The organism is Mucilaginibacter xinganensis, from assembly GCF_002257585.1.
In the GTDB taxonomy this organism is placed as follows: Bacteria; Bacteroidota; Bacteroidia; order Sphingobacteriales; family Sphingobacteriaceae; genus Mucilaginibacter; species Mucilaginibacter xinganensis.
In genome coordinates this window covers 2,275,445-2,298,106 of sequence record NZ_CP022743.1, presented here as the reverse complement: position 1 = coordinate 2,298,106, position 22,662 = coordinate 2,275,445, and the positions used below count along the sequence as shown (strand labels likewise).

General features: G+C 43.1%; 23 protein-coding genes. 8 read left to right on the top strand and 15 right to left on the bottom strand.

What is annotated here, in order from left to right:
• Positions 1-22 precede the first annotated feature (22 nt).
• The 6 genes from MuYL_RS09960 to MuYL_RS09935 form a co-directional block, all read right to left on the bottom strand.
• Positions 23-1,138 carry a D-TA family PLP-dependent enzyme gene (locus MuYL_RS09960; protein ID WP_094570419.1) on the bottom strand — a complete coding sequence of 372 codons (1,116 nt, stop codon included), beginning with the start codon at positions 1,136-1,138 and terminating at the stop codon, positions 23-25.
• A 45-nt stretch (positions 1,139-1,183) separates the two neighbouring features.
• Complete coding sequence (locus tag MuYL_RS09955) at positions 1,184-1,648, bottom strand: RidA family protein (RefSeq protein WP_094570418.1); 465 nt, start codon at positions 1,646-1,648, stop codon at positions 1,184-1,186.
• Between the two features lie 91 nt (positions 1,649-1,739).
• Positions 1,740-2,828 carry a transporter family protein gene (locus MuYL_RS09950; protein ID WP_211710262.1) on the bottom strand — a complete coding sequence of 363 codons (1,089 nt, stop codon included), beginning with the start codon at positions 2,826-2,828 and terminating at the stop codon, positions 1,740-1,742.
• Positions 2,829-2,882: 54 nt separating this feature from the next.
• Positions 2,883-4,439, bottom strand: coding sequence for a phosphatase PAP2 family protein (locus tag MuYL_RS09945; protein WP_094570417.1), 1,557 nt, complete (start codon positions 4,437-4,439; stop codon positions 2,883-2,885).
• 3 nt (positions 4,440-4,442) lie between these two features.
• Positions 4,443-5,384, bottom strand: a complete 942-nt coding sequence (locus MuYL_RS09940) for a transporter (protein WP_094570416.1) — start codon at positions 5,382-5,384, stop codon at positions 4,443-4,445.
• A 226-nt stretch (positions 5,385-5,610) separates the two neighbouring features.
• Positions 5,611-6,162 (bottom strand): hypothetical protein, encoded by a 552-nt coding sequence (locus MuYL_RS09935; protein ID WP_094570415.1) that lies wholly within the window; start codon positions 6,160-6,162, stop codon positions 5,611-5,613.
• Between the two features lie 196 nt (positions 6,163-6,358).
• Between MuYL_RS09935 and MuYL_RS09930 the strand changes: the two genes are divergently transcribed.
• From MuYL_RS09930 to MuYL_RS09915, 4 genes are read left to right on the top strand one after another with little or no spacing between them, the layout of a single operon-like run.
• On the top strand, positions 6,359-6,919 hold the full coding sequence (locus MuYL_RS09930) for a YeeE/YedE family protein (RefSeq protein WP_094570414.1): 561 nt from the start codon (positions 6,359-6,361) through the stop codon (positions 6,917-6,919).
• Positions 6,916-7,329: a DUF6691 family protein gene (locus tag MuYL_RS09925; protein WP_211710260.1), complete on the top strand. Its 414-nt coding sequence runs from the start codon at positions 6,916-6,918 to the stop codon at positions 7,327-7,329. The genes MuYL_RS09930 and MuYL_RS09925 overlap by 4 nt, the downstream gene beginning before the upstream one ends.
• A gap of 13 nt (positions 7,330-7,342) precedes the next feature.
• A complete protein-coding gene (locus tag MuYL_RS09920) occupies positions 7,343-8,650 on the top strand; it encodes a cytochrome ubiquinol oxidase subunit I (RefSeq protein ID WP_094570412.1) in 1,308 nt (435 codons plus the stop codon).
• Positions 8,651-8,660: 10 nt separating this feature from the next.
• Positions 8,661-9,674, top strand: a complete 1,014-nt coding sequence (locus MuYL_RS09915; protein ID WP_094570411.1) for a cytochrome d ubiquinol oxidase subunit II — start codon at positions 8,661-8,663, stop codon at positions 9,672-9,674.
• Between the two features lie 30 nt (positions 9,675-9,704).
• Here the strand turns inward: MuYL_RS09915 and MuYL_RS09910 are convergent, their stop codons facing one another.
• From MuYL_RS09910 to kduI, 5 genes are all read right to left on the bottom strand, one after another.
• Positions 9,705-11,078, bottom strand: coding sequence for a 3-keto-disaccharide hydrolase (locus MuYL_RS09910; protein ID WP_094570410.1), 1,374 nt, complete (start codon positions 11,076-11,078; stop codon positions 9,705-9,707).
• A 41-nt stretch (positions 11,079-11,119) separates the two neighbouring features.
• Positions 11,120-12,451, bottom strand: coding sequence for a Gfo/Idh/MocA family protein (locus MuYL_RS09905; RefSeq protein WP_094570409.1), 1,332 nt, complete (start codon positions 12,449-12,451; stop codon positions 11,120-11,122).
• Positions 12,452-12,491: 40 nt separating this feature from the next.
• Positions 12,492-13,769: a serine hydrolase domain-containing protein gene (locus MuYL_RS09900; protein ID WP_094570408.1), complete on the bottom strand. Its 1,278-nt coding sequence runs from the start codon at positions 13,767-13,769 to the stop codon at positions 12,492-12,494.
• 196 nt (positions 13,770-13,965) lie between these two features.
• The gene (locus tag MuYL_RS09895; RefSeq protein ID WP_094572905.1) at positions 13,966-14,781 is read right to left on the bottom strand and encodes an SDR family oxidoreductase; all 816 of its coding nucleotides are present in this window, start codon (positions 14,779-14,781) and stop codon (positions 13,966-13,968) included.
• Between the two features lie 102 nt (positions 14,782-14,883).
• Positions 14,884-15,714 (bottom strand): 5-dehydro-4-deoxy-D-glucuronate isomerase, encoded by an 831-nt coding sequence (kduI, locus tag MuYL_RS09890; protein ID WP_094570407.1) that lies wholly within the window; start codon positions 15,712-15,714, stop codon positions 14,884-14,886.
• A gap of 168 nt (positions 15,715-15,882) precedes the next feature.
• Here kduI and MuYL_RS09885 point away from each other — a divergent pair, with 168 nt between their 5' ends.
• A complete protein-coding gene (locus tag MuYL_RS09885) occupies positions 15,883-16,494 on the top strand; it encodes a YhcH/YjgK/YiaL family protein (protein WP_157740735.1) in 612 nt (203 codons plus the stop codon).
• 23 nt (positions 16,495-16,517) lie between these two features.
• Here the strand turns inward: MuYL_RS09885 and MuYL_RS09880 are convergent, their stop codons facing one another.
• Genes MuYL_RS09880 through MuYL_RS09870 form a run of 3 tightly spaced genes read right to left on the bottom strand, consistent with a single transcriptional unit; the run spans position 16,518 to position 18,577 of the window.
• Positions 16,518-16,736 (bottom strand): hypothetical protein, encoded by a 219-nt coding sequence (locus tag MuYL_RS09880; RefSeq protein ID WP_094570405.1) that lies wholly within the window; start codon positions 16,734-16,736, stop codon positions 16,518-16,520.
• Between the two features lie 33 nt (positions 16,737-16,769).
• A complete protein-coding gene (locus tag MuYL_RS09875; RefSeq protein WP_094570404.1) occupies positions 16,770-18,182 on the bottom strand; it encodes an MATE family efflux transporter in 1,413 nt (470 codons plus the stop codon).
• A gap of 8 nt (positions 18,183-18,190) precedes the next feature.
• Positions 18,191-18,577, bottom strand: a complete 387-nt coding sequence (locus MuYL_RS09870; protein WP_094570403.1) for a DoxX family protein — start codon at positions 18,575-18,577, stop codon at positions 18,191-18,193.
• A gap of 188 nt (positions 18,578-18,765) precedes the next feature.
• Here MuYL_RS09870 and MuYL_RS09865 point away from each other — a divergent pair, with 188 nt between their 5' ends.
• Together MuYL_RS09865 and MuYL_RS09860 are read left to right on the top strand one after the other, a co-directional pair.
• A complete protein-coding gene (locus tag MuYL_RS09865; protein ID WP_094570402.1) occupies positions 18,766-20,067 on the top strand; it encodes a DEAD/DEAH box helicase in 1,302 nt (433 codons plus the stop codon).
• Between the two features lie 16 nt (positions 20,068-20,083).
• Positions 20,084-20,314: a DUF1456 family protein gene (locus MuYL_RS09860; RefSeq protein ID WP_094570401.1), complete on the top strand. Its 231-nt coding sequence runs from the start codon at positions 20,084-20,086 to the stop codon at positions 20,312-20,314.
• Positions 20,315-20,395: 81 nt separating this feature from the next.
• Here the strand turns inward: MuYL_RS09860 and MuYL_RS09855 are convergent, their stop codons facing one another.
• Positions 20,396-20,824 carry a 6-pyruvoyl trahydropterin synthase family protein gene (locus MuYL_RS09855; protein ID WP_094570400.1) on the bottom strand — a complete coding sequence of 143 codons (429 nt, stop codon included), beginning with the start codon at positions 20,822-20,824 and terminating at the stop codon, positions 20,396-20,398.
• A gap of 361 nt (positions 20,825-21,185) precedes the next feature.
• On the opposite strand from MuYL_RS09855, the gene MuYL_RS09850 reads away from it, so the two are divergent.
• Entirely contained in the window at positions 21,186-22,589 is a 1,404-nt protein-coding gene (locus MuYL_RS09850; RefSeq protein WP_094570399.1) for an NAD-dependent succinate-semialdehyde dehydrogenase, read from the top strand.
• Positions 22,590-22,662: the final 73 nt, after the last annotated feature.

Below are 22,662 nucleotides of genomic sequence, written 5' to 3'. Positions count from 1 at the left end.
TTAATTTAATGAACGGTTATTTTTATGTAATTATTTTTCTGTCGCGGGCGATATTTTTCCATTCGCCGCTTACCTGGTTATCCTCAATGGTTATGGCTCTTTCATACAGAGCAACGGTTGGGCAAATATGATAGGGCATGCCGTAAATTACATCCCCAACTTTATAGTTGTGATGCGCAGCCACCTGAACCACCAAATGCTCCTCACTTTGGCTTAACACCTCCAATTCGGGAGCGTTTATTAAATAAACGCGACTTTTCAGTTCGCGCTCGGCAGCTATAGATTTGTGACCGAGATCCAAACAGAGGGTAGTCTCGTCGGGCAACGATATTACCCTGGTAATAACTAATGCAGCCGGTAAAAATTGCTGTTCCTTAAAAGCAGTTTGGTACCCCTTGTCCCAATATACAAAAGTACCGGGGCTGCATTCTACATCAGTACATTTGGCATGAATCGGAAAAGTTGGCGAGCCACCGGCAATAATTATGGGTTTAGCATATCCTTTTTTTTGCAGCCCGGCCTGTACCTTAAGTACAGGTTCAAAACTTGCATTGCATTGTACCATACGCGTGTTAAAGTCTGCATCATGGATATGCCCGTCATAGGCGTGCAGTCCCTTCATTTCTATTCCGCTTAACTTAGTGCAATCCATATAAAGCTGCAATGCTTCATTACCGGGTTTTATGCCCGTGCGGTTCTGCCCTACGTTTAAGTCAAGATATACCGCAATCGAAATGTTTGAATTTGTAGCTGCTTCGGATATTTCCCTCACGGCATTTAAATTATCAGCCAGGCAGGAGAATTTTGTTCCCGGGTATTCCTTTATAAGTGCTACAAAGCGTTTCAGTTTTGGTCCCACTGGTTGATAGGCAAGTAAAACATCGGGGGCATTGCACATGCCCAGCATTTCGGCCTCTGCAATTGTGGCACATTTAAACTTACCAATGCCCGCTTCAAGCATCAGCTTAGTTACCTCTTCGCTTTTATGAGTTTTTACGTGCGGCCTAAGCCTGTCGGTATTATCCAACATGCCTTTGAGGATATTGATATTTTCTTTTACCCTGTCAGGATAGACCACCAAGGCAGGCGTATCCAAATTTTCAATATCTTTTATAAAATACCAATCGAGTTCGTTCATTGGTTATTCTTTTATCGTTCCAAATTTGCATGCAGGTGCATTCACCTAAAACAGCTCAAATAAAGCTTCAATTTCTACCGGGATATTATCCGGCAGTGATCCCATTCCAACAGCGCTGCGCACTCCTATCCCGTTTTCATCACCCCAAACCTTTGCAAATAATTCGCTGCAACCATTTATAATGAAAGGATGTTTTTCAAAGTCAGGCTTGCAATTAACCATCCCCAATACTTTAATTACCCTTTTAACTTTATTTAAAGTGCCCAGGTTGGCTGTAATGGTAGCCAATATAGCTAACCCAACCTGTCTTGCGGCTAGTTTACCTTCTTCCGGGCTCAGGGCTTCTCCAATCCGCCCAATAATCAGGCTTCCATCGTCCTGCACTGTACCATGGCCTGATACATATAAGTATTTACCATCAATTAAACAGGGCTTATAAACCCCAAGTGGTTTTGGAGCCGGCGGAAGATTAAGACCCAGCGCGGCAAAATTCTGATCAGCTGTATTCATTTCTTAAAGGCGATTATTATAAAAACAAACATAAAAGAAAAAGCCGGGTATCTCACGCCCGGCTTTGATAAATCAAATAATCAACTAACTCTTAAAATTTGAATGTTATTCCAACATTAACAACGTAATCTGCAAACGCAGCATCCCCGTGTGTAAAAGTACCTGTTAACTGTGTTGCTCTTATATCTGGTACGCTTTGCGTACGATCCCGAATTATTGCTATAGGCGCATACCCGTATAGTGATACGCTTTTTCCGATCCTGTAAGTTACACCGGGCTCGGCGGCAATTATATAACCGGGCCTTCTGAAACCATCATTGCCACCAACTAAATCCTTAACAGGCAAACAATCATCACGTACTCCTAATGAAAAATCAAATTTATTTACTACTAAACTTGCACCAAACCTTATTAAAAACTGATCTGGTACACTAAGAACGTCTCCGGTTGTTGCAATAGCTGTTGCACTTGCCGGGTTTACGGATCTTGGAACACCGTTAACGTCTTTTGGACTAGCCAGGTAATACACATTCCCGTAGAAGCCAAAACGATGCGTAACATTGTAATAGGCATTTATTTCAGCAGTAATACCTGTACCACCATCGCCTAATTGTATAGACTGATCAACTGCACCGAGTGTTCTTACCCCGGTTGCTGCATTCAAAAAATAATCCTGGTAATTGTAGTTTCCGGTAGCAAATTTAATTCCTAAACCGGCCTGCACATTCCAATTTTTAGCTTTAGCCGGGTTAAACAACCAAACATAACCCGCCAAATGAATATCGCCGATACCAAACGAGTGCGTGCTGAAACGGGTTCCGCTGTTTACCTGCGAACGGCTATTATCCGCAACGGGTAATACTACTGATAATGACCAACGGTTATTTAGTACCCGGGTAAGTGTCAGATCCTGTGTATAGACTTTATTTATAACGTTGTTATGTAGGGTGATACGCTGAAATTGTTCCTGCTTACCTACAAAATGCCTAAAAGACTTGTAATAGCGGCTGTTGCTGTTAAACAACCAGTAGCCATTTGCATTGGTACTATCGGGGTGTTCATCCATGGTACAGATCCCGCCGGTGCTCCTGATGGCCACACAACCTTGTGCAAATGTGTTTGACCTTATAAAAAGTAAAAATATAGTGATTGTTAAAATAATTCTGACTGTAAATTTCATAATCTGGTATTTCGAACGTGGTTTTAATTGGTTAATAGTTTTTAATAAAATCGGTTAGTTTCCTGCGCCATCTGTCTTTCCACGCTGAACAGCGTATTGCCCAACTTTGGTTCCTGTAACCATCCCTGCATCAATGTCAGACCGGTAATGGATTGCTCCGTATAACCTGGAAATAGATGCCTGACTTGCCAAATCGTTAAATTTATTGCCCCGATCCGGAAGCAGGTAAGTTAATACCGTGGCTGCTGCCGAACTAAAATTGGAGTGGCCGGATGTGTAAGCAGGAAAATTGGGAATTCCGGTTAAGGTTTTGATTTTAGGATTAGCCTGTGTTGGCCGCTGGTTAAAGTAAAAATACTTGGTATCCCAGCACACAATTGCGGCATCCATTTCGGCCATATTTAATAGCGCAAAATTCCGTGCCCAGCGTACTTCGCTGTAATTTTGTTTTACAAATTCATCTGCCGCAATAGCATTCCAGTGTCCCGGCGGGGTGTAGGTTCCAACACCATCGGCCCAAAATTCAACTATCGCCTGGTGTTCGCGGGTGGGGTTTTGACTATAGTTAAGCACTTCTGCAACTTCTTTCTTAAATGCATCGGAGTTTGTTGGGTTGGGCGGCCCAGGCCTTAACGTTACTACTGTTGTGGTGTCAAACAAAAACGGGATCACTTTACCAAACAGCGGCAACATTGGCGGCCTTAGCGGCGATTCCTGGCTAATCCAGTACTGCTCGCCCTTGGCAGCAGTTTGTGTTTGCAATTGAGTCCATAATGCCTGTGTGCCAATTGCTTTTCCGGCGCGGTCAGTTTTGGCGCGGGCAACAAACACATCGGCAACTTTAACACCTAAAGCCTCGCCTGCGGTAACCTCACCCCGTACGTTGGCGCCGGCCATTATGCGGTACAGTTTTTCATCAGCCGCTTTCTGTGTAATGTAGTCAACGTCGGCCGGGAACAATAATTTCATTATCTCCACGGTGGCTCCGGCTACTACAGCATCTTCACTTGGATACGATGGCAATGCTGATTTGGGGATAAGCGGCGTTATGGTGGCGTCAAAATTATATGGCGCCGTCCGGTTATACATATTTTTGTAATGGTAAGCAGTTACCAGTGCGTCATATTGTGCGGCGCTCACATAAGCATAAGCACGTGCTGCATACGGCGGGTTTGAAAAAGGAAACTGCGGATAGGCAAAAGGATTAGCGGCACTCGGAAAAGGATAAGTACCATCAGCATTTTGATATGGAGGTAAATTGTGCTTTGCAACGAGGTCGCGCAAAATTTCGTTCCAGCGCAACACGGCTCCGGCACTCCAGTATTTAACTATCGCTTTTTGATCATCAGTTAATTTGCCCTGGTACGATTTTATTTCGCTGATATCTGCAGTATAAGCTGCCGAATTGGTCGCGTCCGGCGCAGGCACGTTAAACGCTGACGGATCTTTTGCAAGTATAGGTTTCCAGGTGTCTGCATTCAGGTCAATATTCACGGGCGCTAGCGCAGGGTATTGCGTAGTACGATCTGTTACTTCCTTTTTACACGAACCTAAAAAAACTATTGCTGTTAAAAATAACAGCTGCATTATATTTAGTACTTGTTTTTTCATGGCTTAGTTTTTTGTTTTTTTATTAAAATCAAGGATATAATATACTGCAGCAAACAGGCTAGTGCTCTGACCCACATTCCGGCCCCTTACAACGTAATTACCGCCAACGGTAAGTTCAAACCCTGTTAAATCCTGGAAGCTGTATTTTGCCAGCCCGCCAACTGTGGTCATGTTCATTTTATTGCCTGGGAAAGGCATATCGTTTTTTCGGATATCAAATCCGCCCTGCGTGGTGGTTTGGGAAACAATACCTTCGATATTTAGTTGCAGGCTGCGATACCCTGCACTAAACAAAAGATTAGATACATTGGGCATATTCACCTCGTTACTATAAATCAAATGATCTGTGTAATAAGAATTCCTGTCGATGGTTATATTGCTGCGTAAAACGTACTGACCTGCACCCGCAACAAAAAAGCGCCCTGTTTGATAGTTCAAAAGGCCGCGAAGCGATACCGACTTACTGTGTAAACCAATTGATACCGGTAAAAAATCAGGCTCATAATTGGTTAACGGAACGGACCCTTCGGCAATGGCATGGATACTGAAAATCCCCTTGCCAATTTCACTGGTAAAAGCCAGGTACTTTAAAGCCACGGTAAGATCCTGTACGCCACTTTGCCCCTTAAGCGTTCCCTGCGAAGCATTAGTTTTAACATAAGGCGCCATTGCCAGGATGTCAAGTTTGTTAGTCAGTCCATAATTACCTACAACCATAAATGAATTGGTTGATAAGGTGCCTATGTTGGCGTTGTCGCGTTTAAAAGTTCCCTCCCAATAGTTTTTCCAGTCGCTGTGGGTGTAAACAACACCTGTACAGAAGTAATTTTTGGGGATCATTAGTGCATCGGCATCTGTTTGTGCTTGAGCTGTTTCCGAAAGAAAAAACAAGCCGCAAGCCACCAAACAATACCTGTAAAAATACAGAGGTAAAGATTTAATCATGGTTATAGTTAAAGAATAAAGGTTGAAAATGTTAAAAGTGCCCTGACGGGTTAATTGCCTTAAAATATTAACATTAGAATGGCGAAAACCGCTGCAAACTCTGGTTCAAAAAGCTGTAGAAAATCATACGGTATGCCAAAGCACACGCAATGTTATTACCTATAAACAAATTGAATTAAAGGCCTTACTTTCAAAGACCGCACAAAGAATTATTATAAGCAGTTTTTTAACTGATAAAATTGGGTGGTTTACCCGGAGAGTCAATAAAGGGACTGTTTAATTGAACAGATACAGATTTGTCATTAGGTTTAAGTTGCGTTTCAAATTCATCGTAATGATATTTAAACGCCTGGATATTATAATCACTCAGGGTGTTAACTTTTTTGAAAGATGCATCGTGCCCTTTCTTTGTTAGCGGCACATCATTGATCTGGTTAGCAGTAATAACATTTGCTTTCACAAGATGCGTTTTAACAGTATTGGGGATACACACAAAATACATGGTATCGTGGGTCATTTTTAGCCTTACATAGTTATAGTAGGCATCCTTTAGCTGGATCTGGCCCTGGATTACTTCATATTCTGTCCAGTCCTGTACGGTAGGCATATTAACCGGGATCTTGATCTCAATAAGCTTTGCGTTGTTTATCTTATTATCAAAAATCTCTTTCACCATCTGTACATCTGATTTGTGAATATAATATTGAAACAGCAGCGAATATCCCCCTATGGTAAACAGGTGAACGCACAATAATGCTATGGCAACTATCCGTTTCAATTAATCAGGTATAATTATGGTTTATAATTCGCTACTAATGTATATAATTTTTTCTTTAAGAATGCAATATTTTTTTCAGGATATTACTATTATGGTTAATATTTAGAAATATTCTATTTAGCAATCATTTTTTTACAAGATAACGGTTGGTTTTAGTTATCGGTATATTTGCACAACACCCTTTTGTAATTAATAAATGGACTTTTTAAAACAGCCCTGGCCCTGGTATGTTTCAGGCCCTTTAATAGGCCTAATGGTGCCTGCCTTATTATTTGCAGGAAATAAGCCGTTTGGCATATCATCTTCACTAAAACACATTTGTGCTATTTGCTTTCCTGCTGATATCTCCTTTTTTAAGTACGACTGGAAGGCCAGCTTGTGGAATTTATTTTTTGTGGCGGGTATAGTAACAGGAGGCTTTATAGCCGTGCAGTTTATGGGAGGGCAACATCCTGTTAAAATCAACCCGGAAACCGAAACCTTATTGAAACAACAGGGGATAAAAGATTTTAAAGGACTGCTGCCACAGGATGTGTTTAGCTTTCAGCAATTACTAACAACAAGGGGGATTATTTTTATGGTTGCCGGCGGTTTCCTGGTTGGCTTTGGAACGCGTTACGCCGATGGCTGTACTTCAGGACACTCCATAATGGGGATCTCGACATTTCAATGGCCTTCTCTGGTTGCCACCTGCTGCTTTATGATAGGCGGCTTTGTGATGACATGGTTTATTTTACCCTGGTTAATTACGTTATGATGCGCAACCTAAAATATTTAGTAACCGGGCTATTGTTTGGTATTGTATTGGTTAAATCTGAAGTGATCTCCTGGTTCCGCATTCAGGAAATGTTCAGGTTCCAGGCCTTTCACATGTACGGAATTATTGGGAGCGCTATTGTGGTGGGATGTATTTCCGTTTTAACTATCAGGTACTTCAAACTCAAAACCATAAGCGGAGAAACTATAGTTATTCCAACAAAAAAATTCCAGTGGGGCAACGTGTATGGCGGGCTGATATTTGGATTAGGCTGGGCGATTACGGGTGCCTGCCCCGGCCCGCTTTTTGCCCAAATTGGCAGCGGTTACCTGGTAACCATTATTACGTTATTAAGTGCGGTGGCGGGCACCTGGGTTTATGGTTTGCTTCACGAAAAGCTGCCTCATTAATTATTGAAATACTATGGACGATTTTATAGCTGCACGGTCGCAAATGGCCATATCATTGGGCTTTCATATCATATACTCCTGTATCGGTATGGTGATGCCGGTGTTTATGGCTATATCGCATTATAAATGGATAAAAACCGGGGAACCGGTTTATAAAAACATAACCCAGGCATGGAGTAAGGGCGTTGCAATATTTTTCGCCACCGGGGCTGTTTCGGGTACTATTCTGTCTTTCGAACTGGGTTTATTGTGGCCTAAGTTTATGGAACATGCAGGGCCCATATTCGGGATGCCTTTTTCGTTGGAGGGGGTGGCATTTTTTATAGAAGCTATTGCACTGGGATTTTTTCTTTACGGGTGGAACAAATTTAATAAGTGGTTCCATTGGGGTACCGGCGTAATGGTTGGTATAAGCGGGATAGCGTCAGGAATTTTAGTGGTATCTGCAAATTCATGGATGAACAGCCCCTCGGGTTTTGATTATATCAACGGGCAATATCTTAATATCGACCCCATAAAAGCGATGTTTAATGGCTCATGGTTTTCTGAATCTTTACACATGACCATCGCTGCATTTTCAGCAACAGGATTTGCTGTAGCCGGAATTCATGCTTTAATGATAGGAAAAAAACAAAATGTTAATTTTCATACCAAAGCCTTTAAAATCGCCATCGTATTTGGCGCTGTGGCGGCTATATTGCAACCGTTCAGCGGCGACTTATCAGCAAAAAATGCAGCAGAAAAGCAACCGGCTAAACTGGCAGCTATGGAGGCTTATTTTCATACGCAGGACTATTCGCCACTAACCATAGGTGGTATTCCGGATACGGCAAATAAAAAAGTCAACTATGGCATAGAGATCCCGGGGCTGCTTAGTTTCCTGGTTTATGACAACTTTAAACAACCTGTAAAGGCGCTGGATACCATCCCCGTAAAAGATCAGCCACCTGTTACCGTTACGCATATAGCTTTTGAGATAATGATAGCTATCGGCTCGGCGATGATGCTTATCGGCATCCTATATTTTGTGGCCTTATGGAAAAAGCGCAGCTGGTTTTCAAAAAAATGGTTTTTGGCCCTCTTTATCCTTTATACCCCATTTGGGTTTATTGCTGTTGAAGCAGGCTGGACAGTTACAGAAGTAGGCAGGCAACCCTGGATAATTCAGGGCGTAATGCGCACCAGCGAAGCGGTTACCCCTATGCCGGGCATTCATTATTCGTTTTACTTATTTACGGTAGTTTATCTGATATTAAGTATTGCCGTTATAATGCTGTTAAAACGCCAGATTAAAATGGTTCCTGAATTGTACGACCGCTAATTTAAAGCTTATGCTATACGTTGTAATAACCTTCCTGTTTTTAGCCATTGTACTGTATTTCCTGCTCGGCGGTGCCGATTTCGGTGCGGGAATAATTGAACTTTTTACATCTGAAAAAAACAGGTCGCGCACCCGAAAAACAAGCTATCAGGCCATCGGCCCGATTTGGGAAGCCAACCACATGTGGCTCATTATAGCCGTGGTAATAATGTTTGTGGCTTTCCCTACCATTTATAGCACCATGTGCACTTACCTGCATATTCCTATATTGATAATGTTGCTGGGGATCACCGCAAGAGGAACGGCTTTTGCGTTCAGAAATTATGATGCTATTAAAGGCGAAAACACGCAAAAGATTTATAACAAGGTATTCGTTAATTCCAGCTTCATCACCCCTTTGTTCCTTGGCATAATAGCAGGCAGCGTAATCTCCCGCAAAATTGATCTTCATGCAACTGATTTCTCATCTGCATATATTTTTAGCTGGCTAAATTGGTTCTCGGTAACTGTTGGCCTTTTTACCGTAGCACTTAGCGGGTATCTTGCGGCAATTTATTTAATTGGCGAAGCTGATAACGAAAAAGATGTAAGGCGCTTTATCGTGAAAGCACGAATGATGAATATAGCAGCGGTAATTTTTGGCGGCATGGTGTTTTTAGCTGCCGAATTGGAGCATATTGGCATGGCCCATTGGATCTTTAATAATCCTGTTAGTTTAACCGCTGTAATTGCCGCATCTCTTTCTTTAATTGCATCATGGATATTGATCAATAAAGGGAAACGAAAAATAATCCGGATTGGTGCCGGCTTCCAGGTCACCATGATCCTTTTGGCTGTAGGATACATGCACTTCCCCTACATGGTAATGATTAAAGGCGGACAAAACCTGTCCATTTTTGCTTATCACGCAACAGAAAAAACCATACAGGTTTTGGGCCTGGCACTTTTACTTGGCAGCCTGGTGATCCTGCCTTCGCTATTTTATTTATATTATAGTTTTCAAAAGAAAAGCGAAATTGTCTGAACCCGGTTAAACCCGGGCTCAGACAATAACCTACAGCCGTTTTACTTTTATACTTCTAAAAAACACCTCGTTGCCGTGATCCTGCAACAGCAAATGTCCTTCTTTAGCTTCTCCAAAATTTTTCCATACCACGTATTTACTGATAGCAACCAGTTTGCGAAATTCATCTGATCCTCTATCGTATTCAAGCACTTTTACCCCGTTTAGATAATGTTCAACATGGTTATTGGGATACACAACTACACGGCCGGTATTCCATGCACCAATGGGATGCACAAACCTTTCTTGTTTTTTGGCGGGAATAAGATCATATAATGATGATAAGGTACGGTCGCCGTCGCGCCCAAGTTTGGCATCAGGGTGCAGCTTATCATCTAATACCTGGTACTCCAAACCAATTGCCGAGCCTTTGGTTTGTTCAGACAGGGTTACAAAATATTTTACCCCGCTGTTTGCTCCCGGCGTGAGTTTAAATTCAAACGACAGGTCAAAAGCACCGTAAAGATCATCTGTAACCACATCGCCGCCGCCTGATTCTTCTTTTCCGGCCGATGGTAAAACATGCATCACACCATTGCTGTATTCCCAGCCATGGGCGGGAAAAGCAGTAAGCGTTGCCCCGCGCCATCCATTGGCGGTGTGCCCGTCATATAACAGTTTCCATCCACCCGCCTTTTCACTTGCAGAAAGTGAGTTAGGAAATAAATTCACTGTGTAAATATCTTTTGGAAAAAGCGCCCGCTTCAGGTTTTTCGTTTGGATCCGGAGGTTTTTAAAGTAAACCTTTTTACCAGCCTGCTCTTCTTTACTTACTGCATGCACCTGGAGCCCTATAAAGCCCTTGCTGTCCACCGTGTCAACTACATCAGCTATTGCAACGCCGTTTATCCAGGTGCGCATTTCATTCCCTATACATTCAATTCTGACATGATTATACTCGCCTACTTTAAAAACATCCTTAGCTTTTGCATGCAGATCAAGCGGGTACAGCCAATCCCGGCGGCCTTCGTCGTAAATCCCGCCAGACCATTTGCGATCCGACGGATCAATTTCGAATTGCCTGCCGTAAACTTTACCCTTTCCATTATTACCGGCAGGGTCGTAATGGCTTCGGGTTTGAACGCCCGAATTACTTAATGTGCTTTCAATTTTGGTATCCAGCTCCAAAATAAAATCGCCGTATTCTTTTTCAGTTACCAGAAATGTATTCCCGGAGTTCAACACCGTTGTGCCAACAATTGCCCCGTTTTCAACTTTATAATCGGCTGTTCCGGCCATGCGTTTCCAGCCTTTCAGTGTTTTACCGTCAAATAAACCTGGCGTGCTTTGCGCTGCCGCTATTACCGGGGCTGTTAAAATGTAAGCTATAATTATTGCAGCAAAAATTGAAATTGATTTTTTCATTCTATTACAGATATTACTTGTTATTTGTATGTTTTTGGTTCTTATACTTTCGGCTCCCAGCCTTTTTGATATTCTCTGCTCCAAAGCTTCATCGCTTCAAGATCATTCATTATATGCCCGTTCTCCGGGTTAATATGCAGAACCCTATCCATCCGGTATGAAATATTCCCAAGCTGCGGCAACAAGGTTGATTTAAACCCGGTTTCAATAGGGCAGTTTAGTTTTGCCTTCCCCTGCACAGATTCAATAAAATTCTTCATGTGCATGCCGTCCAGCGCTTCCGTTGGGCTCACCTTATTGGTTGCATCCACCGGAACATCGTCCTTTACCTCGCGAACAAGCTTATTATCGCCGTCATAAATCTTGTAGCCATTCCCGCCGGTATAAAACAGCGTTCCTTTATCACCATAAAATATGACACCTCGCCCTAAGCCCTCCATATTATAACCATTGCAGCTTCTCCCCTCCCATTCGGCAGCCGTATTATTGGGGAAATTATATAATATATTTTGCGTATCGGGCGTTTGCCAATCATCCTTAAAATGAAAACGGCCACCCGTTGAAACAACTTTATCAGGAAAATCAACACCTAATCCCCATCGGATCACGTCCAATTCATGGGTGCCGTTATTCAGGGCCTCGCCGGTCCCCCAGTTCCAGAACCAGTGCCAGTTATAATGGATCAGGTTATCCTGGTAAGCCCTTCGCGGTGCCGGCCCCTGCCATAGCTCATAGTTTAAGTTTGAAGGTACGGCAACCTGCTTACCAATGCCGATACTTTCCCGGTGGTTGGTGTACCATCCTTTTGCATAATAAGCACGGCCAATTACGCCACTATGCAATTCCTTGATCATTTGCTGCACATTATTGAAAGAGCGGCGCTGACTGCCCATTTGTACAAGCCGATTATACTTTTTTGAAGCAGCTACCAGCAATTCACCTTCATGCGGATTATGGCTGCATGGCTTTTCAACATAAACATCTTTGCCGGCCTGGCAAGCCATTATGGCGGCAGGCGCATGCCAATGATCAGGTGCCGCTATTACAATGGCATCTACGTCCTTCTTCTCCAGTAACTTTCGGATATCGGTAAACCCTTCCGGCTTTTTGCCTGTGCGTTTATAAATATCAGCTATGGTACTTTCAACAACTTTTGAATCAACATCACAAACAAAACCGATCTCGGTATTTGGAATTTTAGCGAAGTTTTGCGCCAGGTAAAGGCCGCGGCTATGGGTACCCATCATACCTAACACCACCTTTTCATTTGGCGATCCTTTAAAAAAACCGGCTGCTTTGCCCAGTTGCGGTGCCAACAAAAAAGTGGTCCCGGCAATTGAGGTTGTTTTAATAAATGTTCTTCTGTTAAGCATATTATAATTGATATAGTTAGATGCTCGGAGCAGGTTTAAATTATTCCAGCGCCGAATAAACCAGCACCTTAAATTTATCTGATAATTCGCCATGAGGGTAAGGCCATTCCTGTACATACAGCAGGCACACCATTCGCTCCTTCGGATCGGCCCAGTAAACAGTACCGTAAAAACCTCCCCAGCTAAATGAGCCTTCGGTTTGACCCAGCTTAGCCTGCCCGTCTTTAGTAGCCAGTTCAAAGCCAAGGCCAAACTTATTTCTATCCAAATTCAAGTTCCCAATCTGATTCATCGTCATTATTTCGACGGTGTGCCTTGCCAATAATCTGTGTCCATTATAAACACCTCCGTTGAGCATCATTTGCAAAAAAGCAGCATAATCCTTTGTTGTTGAACTAAGCCCCGCACCACCTGCATAATAGGTACCGGCAGTTTTGGGATAATCCCAGTTAACGCCAGGAAAAGTATTGCCATCCGCTTTAACAAGGCGATTCAACTTGCCGGTGGTATAAACCGGCACCAGCCTTGAATATTTTTCCGGCGGTAAGTAAAAGTAGGTATCATTCATCCCCAGGGGATTGAAGATCCTTTCTTTAAAAAACTGGTCAAGACTTTTGCCTGATAATTTTTCAACCAGGTATCCCAGCACATCAATATTTAAACCGTATGTAAAACGCTCGCCGGGTTGGTGTACCAGCGGTAAAGTACCTAATTTGTTAATTGCATCCGCCAGCAACCGTTTATCATAAACAAAACCGGCATAAATGCCGTTCTTAGCATATATGGCTCTCATATTAGCCGACCCTATCTGTGCGTAATCAATACCCGAAGTATGGGTCAGCAAATCGCGGATAGTAATCTCACGCCGGGCGGCAACAGTTGTATAGCTTGAATCTTTAGGGTTGAAGGCGGCCAATACTTTTGGGTGGGCAAATGAAGGGATATATTTTGAAATAGGGTCGTCAAGCAGGAACTTGCCTTCCTCATAAAGCATCATTACCGCAACGCTGGTAATAGCCTTGGTTTGTGAAGCTATCCGAAAAATATGATCGGTCTGCATCGGGACCTTTTTTTCCGCGTCAGCCATCCCGAAGGATTTGTTGTAAATTATCTTTCCGTTCCGGGCTATAAATGCATCGGCACCAACAACCCAGCCCGAGTCTACATATTGTTTGATCAGCCGGTCTAACCGCTGTAATCGTTCGGCTGATACCTTTTCGGCTGCGGGGTTACCAAGCAGCAATATGTTTCCCTGGGAAAAGGCGTTAAGATTAAAAAACAAAACCGGCAATAATAAAAAACGCCATTTGTTCATCATAGTGCTTCGCTATAGTGGTTACAAGTTGTATAGGTCGCCAGGGTTCACATTCTGCGAAAACCTGTCATTGGTACACTAATGTATGCATATTTGATTATAAGTTAACCAAGTTACCATAGGTTTGTTACAATAACGCTCATTAAACAACAATCCTGCCCCCACTCAAAACAGCTTTGAGAACGCTTTAAAATGACAATTACACGCCGCCAAAAATAGAAAACCCACCATCCACACAGATCATTGAACCGGTCACAAAAGCAGATGCATCACTTAGCAGCCAAACTATCGCGCCTATCAGTTCATCCGGATGCCCGAACCTTTTAAAAGGTGTATTTCTTATTACTTTACTTCCCCTGTCGGTATAACCTCCTTCGGGCAAGGTTAGTAAATTGCGGTTTTGTTCGGTCAGGAAAAAACCTGGCGCCAGGGCATTCATCCTGATGGCATCACCATAACGGTTAGCCAGCTCAACAGCAAACCATTGATTATAACAATCAACCGCCGCTTTGCCCATATTATAACCCAATACCTTAGTGATGGCCCGCTTTGAATTCATGGAAGATATATTAACGATACTTCCCTTGCCGGTTTTGGCAATTGCATCTCCAAAAACCTGTGTAGGATTTATAGTACCCCAAAGGTTTAAATCAAGCACTTCTTTCATCCCCTGCAGGTTCATGCTAAAAATATCTTCCTCGGGCTGCAAAACCCCCTGTGGCATATTGCCGCCTGCACCGTTCACCAGGCCATCAATCCTGCCATAGGTATCTATAATTTTGGTTTTCGCTGCTACCAGTTCATCAATCTTCATTACATCGGCAACTAAAGCAATGGCTTTGCCCCCGTTTGCGTTAATGGTTGCAGCACGCTCTTCTGCTACTGCCTGGTTACGGCCTAATATCCCTACCGTTCCGCCGGCCTCAACAATACCGTTAACAAATGCATTGCCCAAAATACCTGTACCGCCGGTTACAACAATTACTTTTCCGCTTAATGAAAATTTATCTGACATATCTGTAAGCGCCATGAACCTTGAGTAAAGATTCAAGACTTATTTTTAAGTTATTATTTATGTTTAATTTTTAGTTTTATTTTAATAGCCAGTGATCTCCTGCTACCTTAAATCGCTTATTGAAATTGCATCCATGTCTGTATAATCCAGATTTTCTCCGGCCATACCCCATATAAAATTGTAATTGCTGGTACCGCTGCCGGCATGAATGCTCCATGGCGGCGACACAACGGCGTCGTAATTATTTACCATAATATGGCGGGTTTCTTTTCCTTCCCCCATGTAATGCACAATTTTTTGGCCTTCCGGTAAATCAAAATAAAAATAAGCCTCCATCCGCCGGTCATGCGTATGAGGGGGCATAGTATTCCAAACGCTGCCGGGTTTTAAAATAGTAAGCCCCATTACCAGCTGGCAACTTTTAATGCCATCTGCATGGATATACTTATTGATGGTACGCAGGTTAGCAGTCGCAACATCACCTGCTTCAACTTTCGCAGCATCACTTATTGCCATAAAGGTAGTGGGGTAAGCCTTATGCGCCGGTGCCGAAAGCATATAAAAAACAGCGGGATGCATGCTGCTTTTGCTCGAAAACAAAACCTGTTTTACCCCTTTGCCAATATATAAACAATCAAACTTTTTAAGCTCATAAGCCTGCCCGTCAGCAATAATGGTTCCGTCACCCGCAACATTAATTATCCCTATTTCCCTGCGCTCTAAAAAACAATCAGCCTTCAGGTTTGAGTAGTTTTCTAACATAAGCTCCCCGTTAACCGGGTTTGCCGTACCAACAATCATGCGGTCATAATGGGTGTAAACACAATTAATAACATCTGTTTGCACGGTGCCATCAATTAAAAAACGTTCTCTTATTAAAGCGGTATCATAAGTTTTAAAATCTTCGGGATGTACGCTATGTAAAACTTTCAAGGCTATTTATGGGTTAGATGTTTGTAAATATTTAAAAAAGGGTGATTAGCAAATAAGGGTTAACAACTCAAAGTTACTATTTGCCTGTTCAAAAAAGCTAAAATAGTTTCTGCAAATTAAACTAAATTACATTGCCAAATTAAAACCTTTTACGCCATGAAACCAGCTATGAATTTTAGAATCCTGCTATTAGTTTCCTTTTTTTCTTTCTCATCTTTTCGTTCTTTTGCACAGGAACAGGCAAAAAACAGCTGGACTGAAAAGAGCGCTATGGAATGGATAAATAAAAATGAGTGGAAAAATGGATTTAAACCTGACCTGAATCCATCGGTCAACAAGGTGGCATTTGCAGAACAGTACCATAAAAACCAACCGCTTTGGGAAAAAGCTTTTGCATTTTTAAGAGACAGCGACCTTACCACCTTAAAGCCGGGCAAATACCCGATAGACGGAACCAATGTATTCGCAACGGTAACTGAAGCACCGTCAAAGGAATTTGAGCATTCTGCGTGGGAGTCGCACAGAAATTATATTGACCTTCAATATGTAATAAAGGGACAGGAAACTATTGGGGTTGCAACGCTGGCTAAGGCAACGGTTACCAAACCATACAGCGAAGAAAAGGATAGTGCAAATTATAATGCGGAAGGCCAGTACTATATAGCAACACCTGCTGCGTTTTTCCTGTTTTTTCCGTCAGACGTGCATCGCCCCAACATAAAAGTTGCCGGGTTTGACCTGGTTAAAAAGATAGTTATCAAAATAAAAATGGCGAATTGAGCTTCGCCCCCCAATTTTATCTTTTAGTCTTCAAAAACGCTGATCTCAATTGAAAGTGATTTAACAATTTGCAATATTTTGAAACATTCCACAGGGTGGTCATTACTTTGTACCCGCAAAATGCGGTCGCAATCGTCAAGATCAAAATTGAAATAGAGGGCCGGCAAATGCAATTTTAAGGCCTTGATTACCTTAACGGCTAATTTTTTATTTTTCACGTTAGTTCTGAATATTTCTACCATAATAAGTGAATTTATTTTATCATTTAAACACGCTTAAACCTTTACAGTTTTCCAGCTTCCTTTTTTAAACAAAAAATAGCTTAAAGCCGCAGCTACCACCTGTGATACCAGGATTGCATAAAAAACCCCTTTAGGTTCTTTGATATAATATTTACTTAAAAAAAAGGCCAGCGGAATCTGGAAAAGCCAGAAGGCTATCAGGTTAACATAGGTTGGCGTCCGGGTATCTCCTGCCCCGTTAAAGGCGTTCATCATCACCATTTCAATACCGAAGAAAACATATCCCAGGCTTATAATCCGTAACGACTGGATGGCATAGTGCCTGGCCAGCGGATCGCTGTTCATGAAATTAACCACAGGCGTACCGAACAGGAAAAAGAACAGGCTCACACACACCATAAATATCATGGTATATCCTGCGGTTGTCCAAACACTTTGCTCTGCGCGTTCCGGTTTGCCGGCCCCAAGATTTTGACCCGTTAGCGTTGCGGCCGCATTACTCATACCCCATGCCGGGAGCAGGAAAAATATAAGCAGGCGGATTGATACCTGGTACCCGGCCATAGCGGCTTCATGAAAATCGGCCATTAAGCGCGCAAGGAAGATCCAGCTTGCTGAACTGACCAGGAACTGGATGGTACCGGTGCTCCCTATTTTTACAATTTGCAGCAATAACACGCGACTTGGCCGTAACTGATGCGCATAAAAATTCAGCAACCCTTTACGGATGAAAAGGCGATAAAGCTGGTACAAAACGCCTATTCCCCGCCCAAATGTGGTGGCAATGGCCGCTCCCTTTAAACCTAAAGCAGGAACTGGCCCCCACCCGTAAATAAGCAAAGGGCAAAGGATAATATTGCAAATATTTGCTATCCAGAGGCTGCGCATGGCAATACTGGCATCGCCCGCTCCCCTAAAAATACCGTTAATGAGAAACAGCAGCATGATCACAATGTTGCCGCCGAACATGATGCGGGTGTAAACAATATTGTCAGCAATCATTTTCTTATTTGCCCCCATCAGGCGCAAGATGTCTTCTGCGGCATAAACGCCTGTAGCGGCAATAATAACCGAGAGACCGATGGCAAATACAATTGTCTGCATGCCTGCGTGTGCAGCTTCCGAAAGATTTTTTTCGCCCACCCTGCGGGCAACCAGCGCAGTTGCCGCCATGCTTAAACCAATTGCCACTGAATAAACCAGGCTAAGGACCGACTCCGTTAGCCCAACCGTGGCTACGGCCTCATTGCCAAGTTTGCCTACAAAAAAAATATCAACCACCGCAAAAACAGACTCCATCATCATTTCCATAATCATGGGGATGGCCAGCAGAAATACTGCCTTGCGGATGCTGCCTGTTGTGTAATCCTGTTCGCTCCCTGCTATCGCCTGTTTTAATAAAGAGAAAAAACGTTTTATTTTATGGGTAGATGTATATTCGTTCATAGGAGAATTCAGGAAATGCCGGCAGCCTTCGCCGTTATGCGTTTGCGGTAATAAGTATAAGAAATTATAAATAATGCAAAAAAGACAATAAATGGTGCCCAGCCTTTAAACGGATCACCCACTGGAATAAATGAAGATAAAGCGAACATCAGGTCAAAAGCAAAGCCGGCGTATGCCCACTCTTTTATTGTTGGATAGCCCGGAATAATTAAAGCGATAACCCCTAAAATTTTTGCTGCGCCCAACAGCGCTCCAAAATAAGTTGGATAATGCAAATGTGTAACAACAAATGCCTGCGAGTCGGCAGTACCCATAACGCCCGGGATTGCTGAACTCAGCATCAGCGCCATCAATAAGCCGTTTGAGATCCAGTAGATAATATTAATCTTTTTCATCGTGATGTATTTTAAGGTAATCCTAATTTAGAACAATTAGTTTAATAAATAACCAGGCTTTGAGCATTTAATAAATATTTTTTAGCGTTCGGGATAAGGATCAGGTATGATGATCTTAAAATTAATGAAGTTATAACAACACGCTGCCGTCGGTTGCGCTATTTCTTTATTCTGTATCTTTACAGCAAATGATAAAGCAAGCGTTAGAAAAGTTAAAGATCTCCGAATTAAACAAAATGCAGTATGCTGCACTTGATGCCGCGAAGAAAGGGGATGTGATTTTACTTTCTCCAACCGGATCGGGAAAAACACTTGGCTTTTTACTGCCTTTACTATCATTGCTTGATGAAAATATCTCAACCGTGCAGGCATTGATCCTTGTACCGTCAAGAGAACTGGCTTTACAAATAGAGCAGGTTTTTAAGGCGATAGGCAGCGGCTTTAAGGTAAACGTTTGTTATGGCGGGCATCCCGTAAAAATTGAGCGGAATAACCTTTCGCAGCCACCTGCGGTATTAGTTGGCACGCCGGGTAGAATTGGCCATCACCTGCGCCGCGAGAGCTTTACTACAAGCACCATAAAAACATTGATTTTGGATGAGTTTGATAAAGCGCTTGAGTTTGGTTTCCAGGAAGACATGACTTATATCATCAGGCAACTTGGTAATTTAAACAAACGCATCCTTACATCAGCCACCAAAATGGATGAGATCCCTTCATTCACCGGGATTAAGAACCCTACTGAAGTTGATTTCCTTCAAAATGAAACAAATGTTCCTGATCTTAAATTAAAAGCGGTCATATCACCCGCTGCTGATAAGCTTGATACGTTATTTTCTTTGCTTTGTCTGATCGGGGATAAAGCTACCCTGGTATTTTGCAATCACCGCGACGCCGTTGAGCGCATAAGCGAGCTTTTATGGGAACGGGGGCTGGTGCATGATATTTTTCACGGTAAAATGGAGCAGGAAGACCGGGAGCGCGCCTTGTTGAAATTCAGGAACGGAAGCCACCGGCTGCTGATAACTACCGACCTTGCTTCAAGAGGGCTGGACATTCCTGAAATTGAATATGTTGTACACTATCAGCTTCCGCATAATGAAGAGGCCTTTTTGCACCGCAATGGCCGCACAGCCAGGATGCATGCCAAAGGAACAGCCTATTTGATATTAACAGAAGACGAAAAACTGAAGTACCTGGAACAGGAGCCTGAAATTGAGGTATTGCCGGCCGACCTGCCGGTACCAAAACCAGCACCCTGGGTAACCATATATATAGGCGCGGGAAAGAAAGACAAAATCAACAAGGTTGATATTGTTGGTTTACTGTTACAGAAAGGCGAACTGGCAAAAGAAGACCTGGGCCTGATAGAAGTGCTGGATCATTCATCCTATGCTGCAGTTAAGCGAAACCGCGCCAAACGAACCGTTGAACTGCTGAAAGCCGAAAAAATAAAAAATAAAAAAGTTAAAATCGAAATTTCAATATAACCATAACAAAACAGATATGAGCAATAATGATATCATGAAAAAGCTAAGGGTAGCCATGCATTTTACCGATGATGATATTATAGAGGTTTTAAACCTGGCTAACTTCAGGATCACCAAAACTGAACTGGGCGCTATCTTTCGCAAGGAAGATCATCCCAATTTTAAACCCTGCGGCGACCAGATCCTGCGTAACTTTTTAAACGGGCTGATTATTTACAAACGCGGCCCAAAAGAAAAGGCAGAGTAAATTATTATTTACGGCATCTGGCTTTTAGGGAGGGCACCTTTACCCGGAGGGTGTGCCCTCCCTCCTAATACCTACAGCAATTTAACTTGCCAGCCATTCAGCATACGAACTTTTTGTTTCATACAGTTTTAACCGCTGCAGGGTAAGCGTTGGCGGAAGCATTTCGCTAATGGCTTGTTTTGAATAGAGCAGCAGGTTCTCTACGGATGGCTCTGCTTCCAGAATTTCCAGGTTTTCAAGCGTCTTTAATGCCGGAAATTTGGATAGATACCCACGGGATAGCACCAGTTTATGGTCAAACTTTTCAATTACCGCCCGGTTTACCAACTGCTTTAATTCTTTAAAATCAATTATAAAGCCGGGGGCCGGAAAGCAGGTATCGTCAGCCTTAACTGAGCTGATTGTTACGTGCAACTCATAAGAATGTCCGTGTATGTTACGGCAGGCCCCATCATAGCCGTCAAGGGCGTGTGCCATTTCAAAATTGAAAATTTTTGTGATAACGATCATTGTATATAAGAATGAAATATAAATTAGGATATATGTAACATATTTTAGCGCTGATAAGGTGCGGCGGATAAGCGACGCCGACCATTACTGCAGATGCGTGGACGATTAAAGTGCGGTCAGATAAACAGGTTGGATAGTTCTTCCCAAAAGCTATCTGTTTCATCTGTTGCCTGATCAAATAATTCATCTATCTGGTCAGAAAAATCCATTAGTTCGCTGCTCATGATCAACTGTATTATAAGGCCAAACTTATAGAAACATCCGGGCCAAAAAAGTGAGCAGGCTCACGTTGACAGCTGCTTTTCATCATTTTTGCCAGCACACAGGGTATTAACTTTGATTCACCTTAAAAAACAAAAAAATGGAACCAAAAGTTAAAACATCCCCCATTAAAACCGTCAACCCCTTCAATAACGAACTTGTTAAATCTTTCGACGTAATGACTGCAGCGCAAATTGAGTCGAAGATTGCCCTTGCTGACAAAGCTTTTCAAAGCTGGCGTAAAACACCAAAAGCGAAAAGAGCGCAGCTCCTGCACCGCGTGGCGCACCTGCTGCGGGTAAAGGCCGCCCAGCTGGCAGAGCTGGCCACGCTGGAAATGGGAAAACTGTTTAAGGAAAGCCAGGGAGAAGTAGCGTTATGCGCGGATATTTTTGAATATTATGCAACCAATGGTGAAAAGTTTTTGGCCGACCAGCCGCTGGAGACACCTCACGGTTCAGCCTTCCTCAGTTACGAGCCGCTGGGTGTGATACTGAGTATCCAGCCCTGGAACTTTCCCTTCTATCAAATCACCCGTTCTGCTGCACCACATTTAATGGCAGGCAATACCATGCTGCTTAAACATGCCTCAAACATACCGCAGTGCGCCCAGATCATGGAAGACATTTTCCTGGAAGCCGGTTTTCCGGAAGGCGTTTACCAGAATTTATTTATCCCCGGCAGTGAAACCGATGTATTGGTAGCTGATGAAAGGATCAAAGCAGTAACATTTACCGGCAGCGAACCCGCAGGTTCTTCTATCGCGGCGGCAGCAGGAAAATATATTAAGAAATCTACCTTAGAGCTGGGTGGCAGCGATGCCTTTGTCGTGCTGGATGATGCAGATGTGGAGCAAGCCGCCGAGGCTGCTGTGCGTGGCCGGATCTGGAATGCAGGACAGGTTTGCGTATCGCCAAAAAGGATCATCGTAGAGGAAGGCATCGCCGACTTATTCCTGGAAAAAGTAAAAGCAAAATTTGCAGCGCTAAAAGTGGGTGACCCGATGGATGAAAAAACCGACCTCGCTCCTTTAAGCAGCGAAAAAGCGGTAAATGACGTTATCAAGCAGGTTCAAACGGCAGTGGAACAGGGTGCAACGGTAATTACTGGTGGCCACCGTATCAATCGCCCGGGAGCCTTTATGGAGCCCACCATTCTTGCTGACATCAGGCCCGGCACAGCCGCCTACCAGGAAGAGATCTTCGGCCCGGTATTCATGTTTTACAAAGTAAAGGATGAGCAGGCAGCCATTGACCTGGCAAACGCAACCGAATTCGGCCTGGGTGGAAGTGTATTCAGCTCCAATAACGAAAGGGCTGTTAACGTGGCCAGGCAGATGGTAACGGGTATGGTTTATATCAACCATGTTACCGGCATAGCGCCTGAACTGCCATTTGGCGGCACCAAACATTCAGGTTACGGAAGGGAACAATCCCCGGCGGCAATCTATGAATTTGTGAACGCAAAACTTATCCGCGTTACCACGGCTGACAGTGCCTATTAATTCAATTGCGCCCCTAATTTATCCAACAATAAATGAAAAAGCCATTCAGCAGCAGCGAATGGCTTTTTTTTGA

Coding starts and splice junctions, on each gene's coding strand:
- MuYL_RS09960 (WP_094570419.1), bottom strand. CDS start 1,138: ATGAACGAACTCGATTGGTATTTTATAAAAGATATTGAAAATTTGGAT.
- MuYL_RS09955 (WP_094570418.1), bottom strand. CDS start 1,648: ATGAATACAGCTGATCAGAATTTTGCCGCGCTGGGTCTTAATCTTCCG.
- MuYL_RS09950 (WP_211710262.1), bottom strand. CDS start 2,828: ATGAAATTTACAGTCAGAATTATTTTAACAATCACTATATTTTTACTT.
- MuYL_RS09945 (WP_094570417.1), bottom strand. CDS start 4,439: ATGAAAAAACAAGTACTAAATATAATGCAGCTGTTATTTTTAACAGCA.
- MuYL_RS09940 (WP_094570416.1), bottom strand. CDS start 5,384: ATGATTAAATCTTTACCTCTGTATTTTTACAGGTATTGTTTGGTGGCT.
- MuYL_RS09930 (WP_094570414.1), top strand. CDS start 6,359: ATGGACTTTTTAAAACAGCCCTGGCCCTGGTATGTTTCAGGCCCTTTA.
- MuYL_RS09925 (WP_211710260.1), top strand. CDS start 6,916: ATGATGCGCAACCTAAAATATTTAGTAACCGGGCTATTGTTTGGTATT.
- MuYL_RS09920 (WP_094570412.1), top strand. CDS start 7,343: ATGGACGATTTTATAGCTGCACGGTCGCAAATGGCCATATCATTGGGC.
- MuYL_RS09915 (WP_094570411.1), top strand. CDS start 8,661: ATGCTATACGTTGTAATAACCTTCCTGTTTTTAGCCATTGTACTGTAT.
- MuYL_RS09910 (WP_094570410.1), bottom strand. CDS start 11,078: ATGAAAAAATCAATTTCAATTTTTGCTGCAATAATTATAGCTTACATT.
- MuYL_RS09905 (WP_094570409.1), bottom strand. CDS start 12,451: ATGCTTAACAGAAGAACATTTATTAAAACAACCTCAATTGCCGGGACC.
- MuYL_RS09900 (WP_094570408.1), bottom strand. CDS start 13,769: ATGATGAACAAATGGCGTTTTTTATTATTGCCGGTTTTGTTTTTTAAT.
- MuYL_RS09895 (WP_094572905.1), bottom strand. CDS start 14,781: ATGTCAGATAAATTTTCATTAAGCGGAAAAGTAATTGTTGTAACCGGC.
- MuYL_RS09885 (WP_157740735.1), top strand. CDS start 15,883: ATGAATTTTAGAATCCTGCTATTAGTTTCCTTTTTTTCTTTCTCATCT.
- MuYL_RS09880 (WP_094570405.1), bottom strand. CDS start 16,736: ATGGTAGAAATATTCAGAACTAACGTGAAAAATAAAAAATTAGCCGTT.
- MuYL_RS09875 (WP_094570404.1), bottom strand. CDS start 18,182: ATGAACGAATATACATCTACCCATAAAATAAAACGTTTTTTCTCTTTA.
- MuYL_RS09870 (WP_094570403.1), bottom strand. CDS start 18,577: ATGAAAAAGATTAATATTATCTACTGGATCTCAAACGGCTTATTGATG.
- MuYL_RS09865 (WP_094570402.1), top strand. CDS start 18,766: ATGATAAAGCAAGCGTTAGAAAAGTTAAAGATCTCCGAATTAAACAAA.
- MuYL_RS09860 (WP_094570401.1), top strand. CDS start 20,084: ATGAGCAATAATGATATCATGAAAAAGCTAAGGGTAGCCATGCATTTT.
- MuYL_RS09855 (WP_094570400.1), bottom strand. CDS start 20,824: ATGATCGTTATCACAAAAATTTTCAATTTTGAAATGGCACACGCCCTT.
- MuYL_RS09850 (WP_094570399.1), top strand. CDS start 21,186: ATGGAACCAAAAGTTAAAACATCCCCCATTAAAACCGTCAACCCCTTC.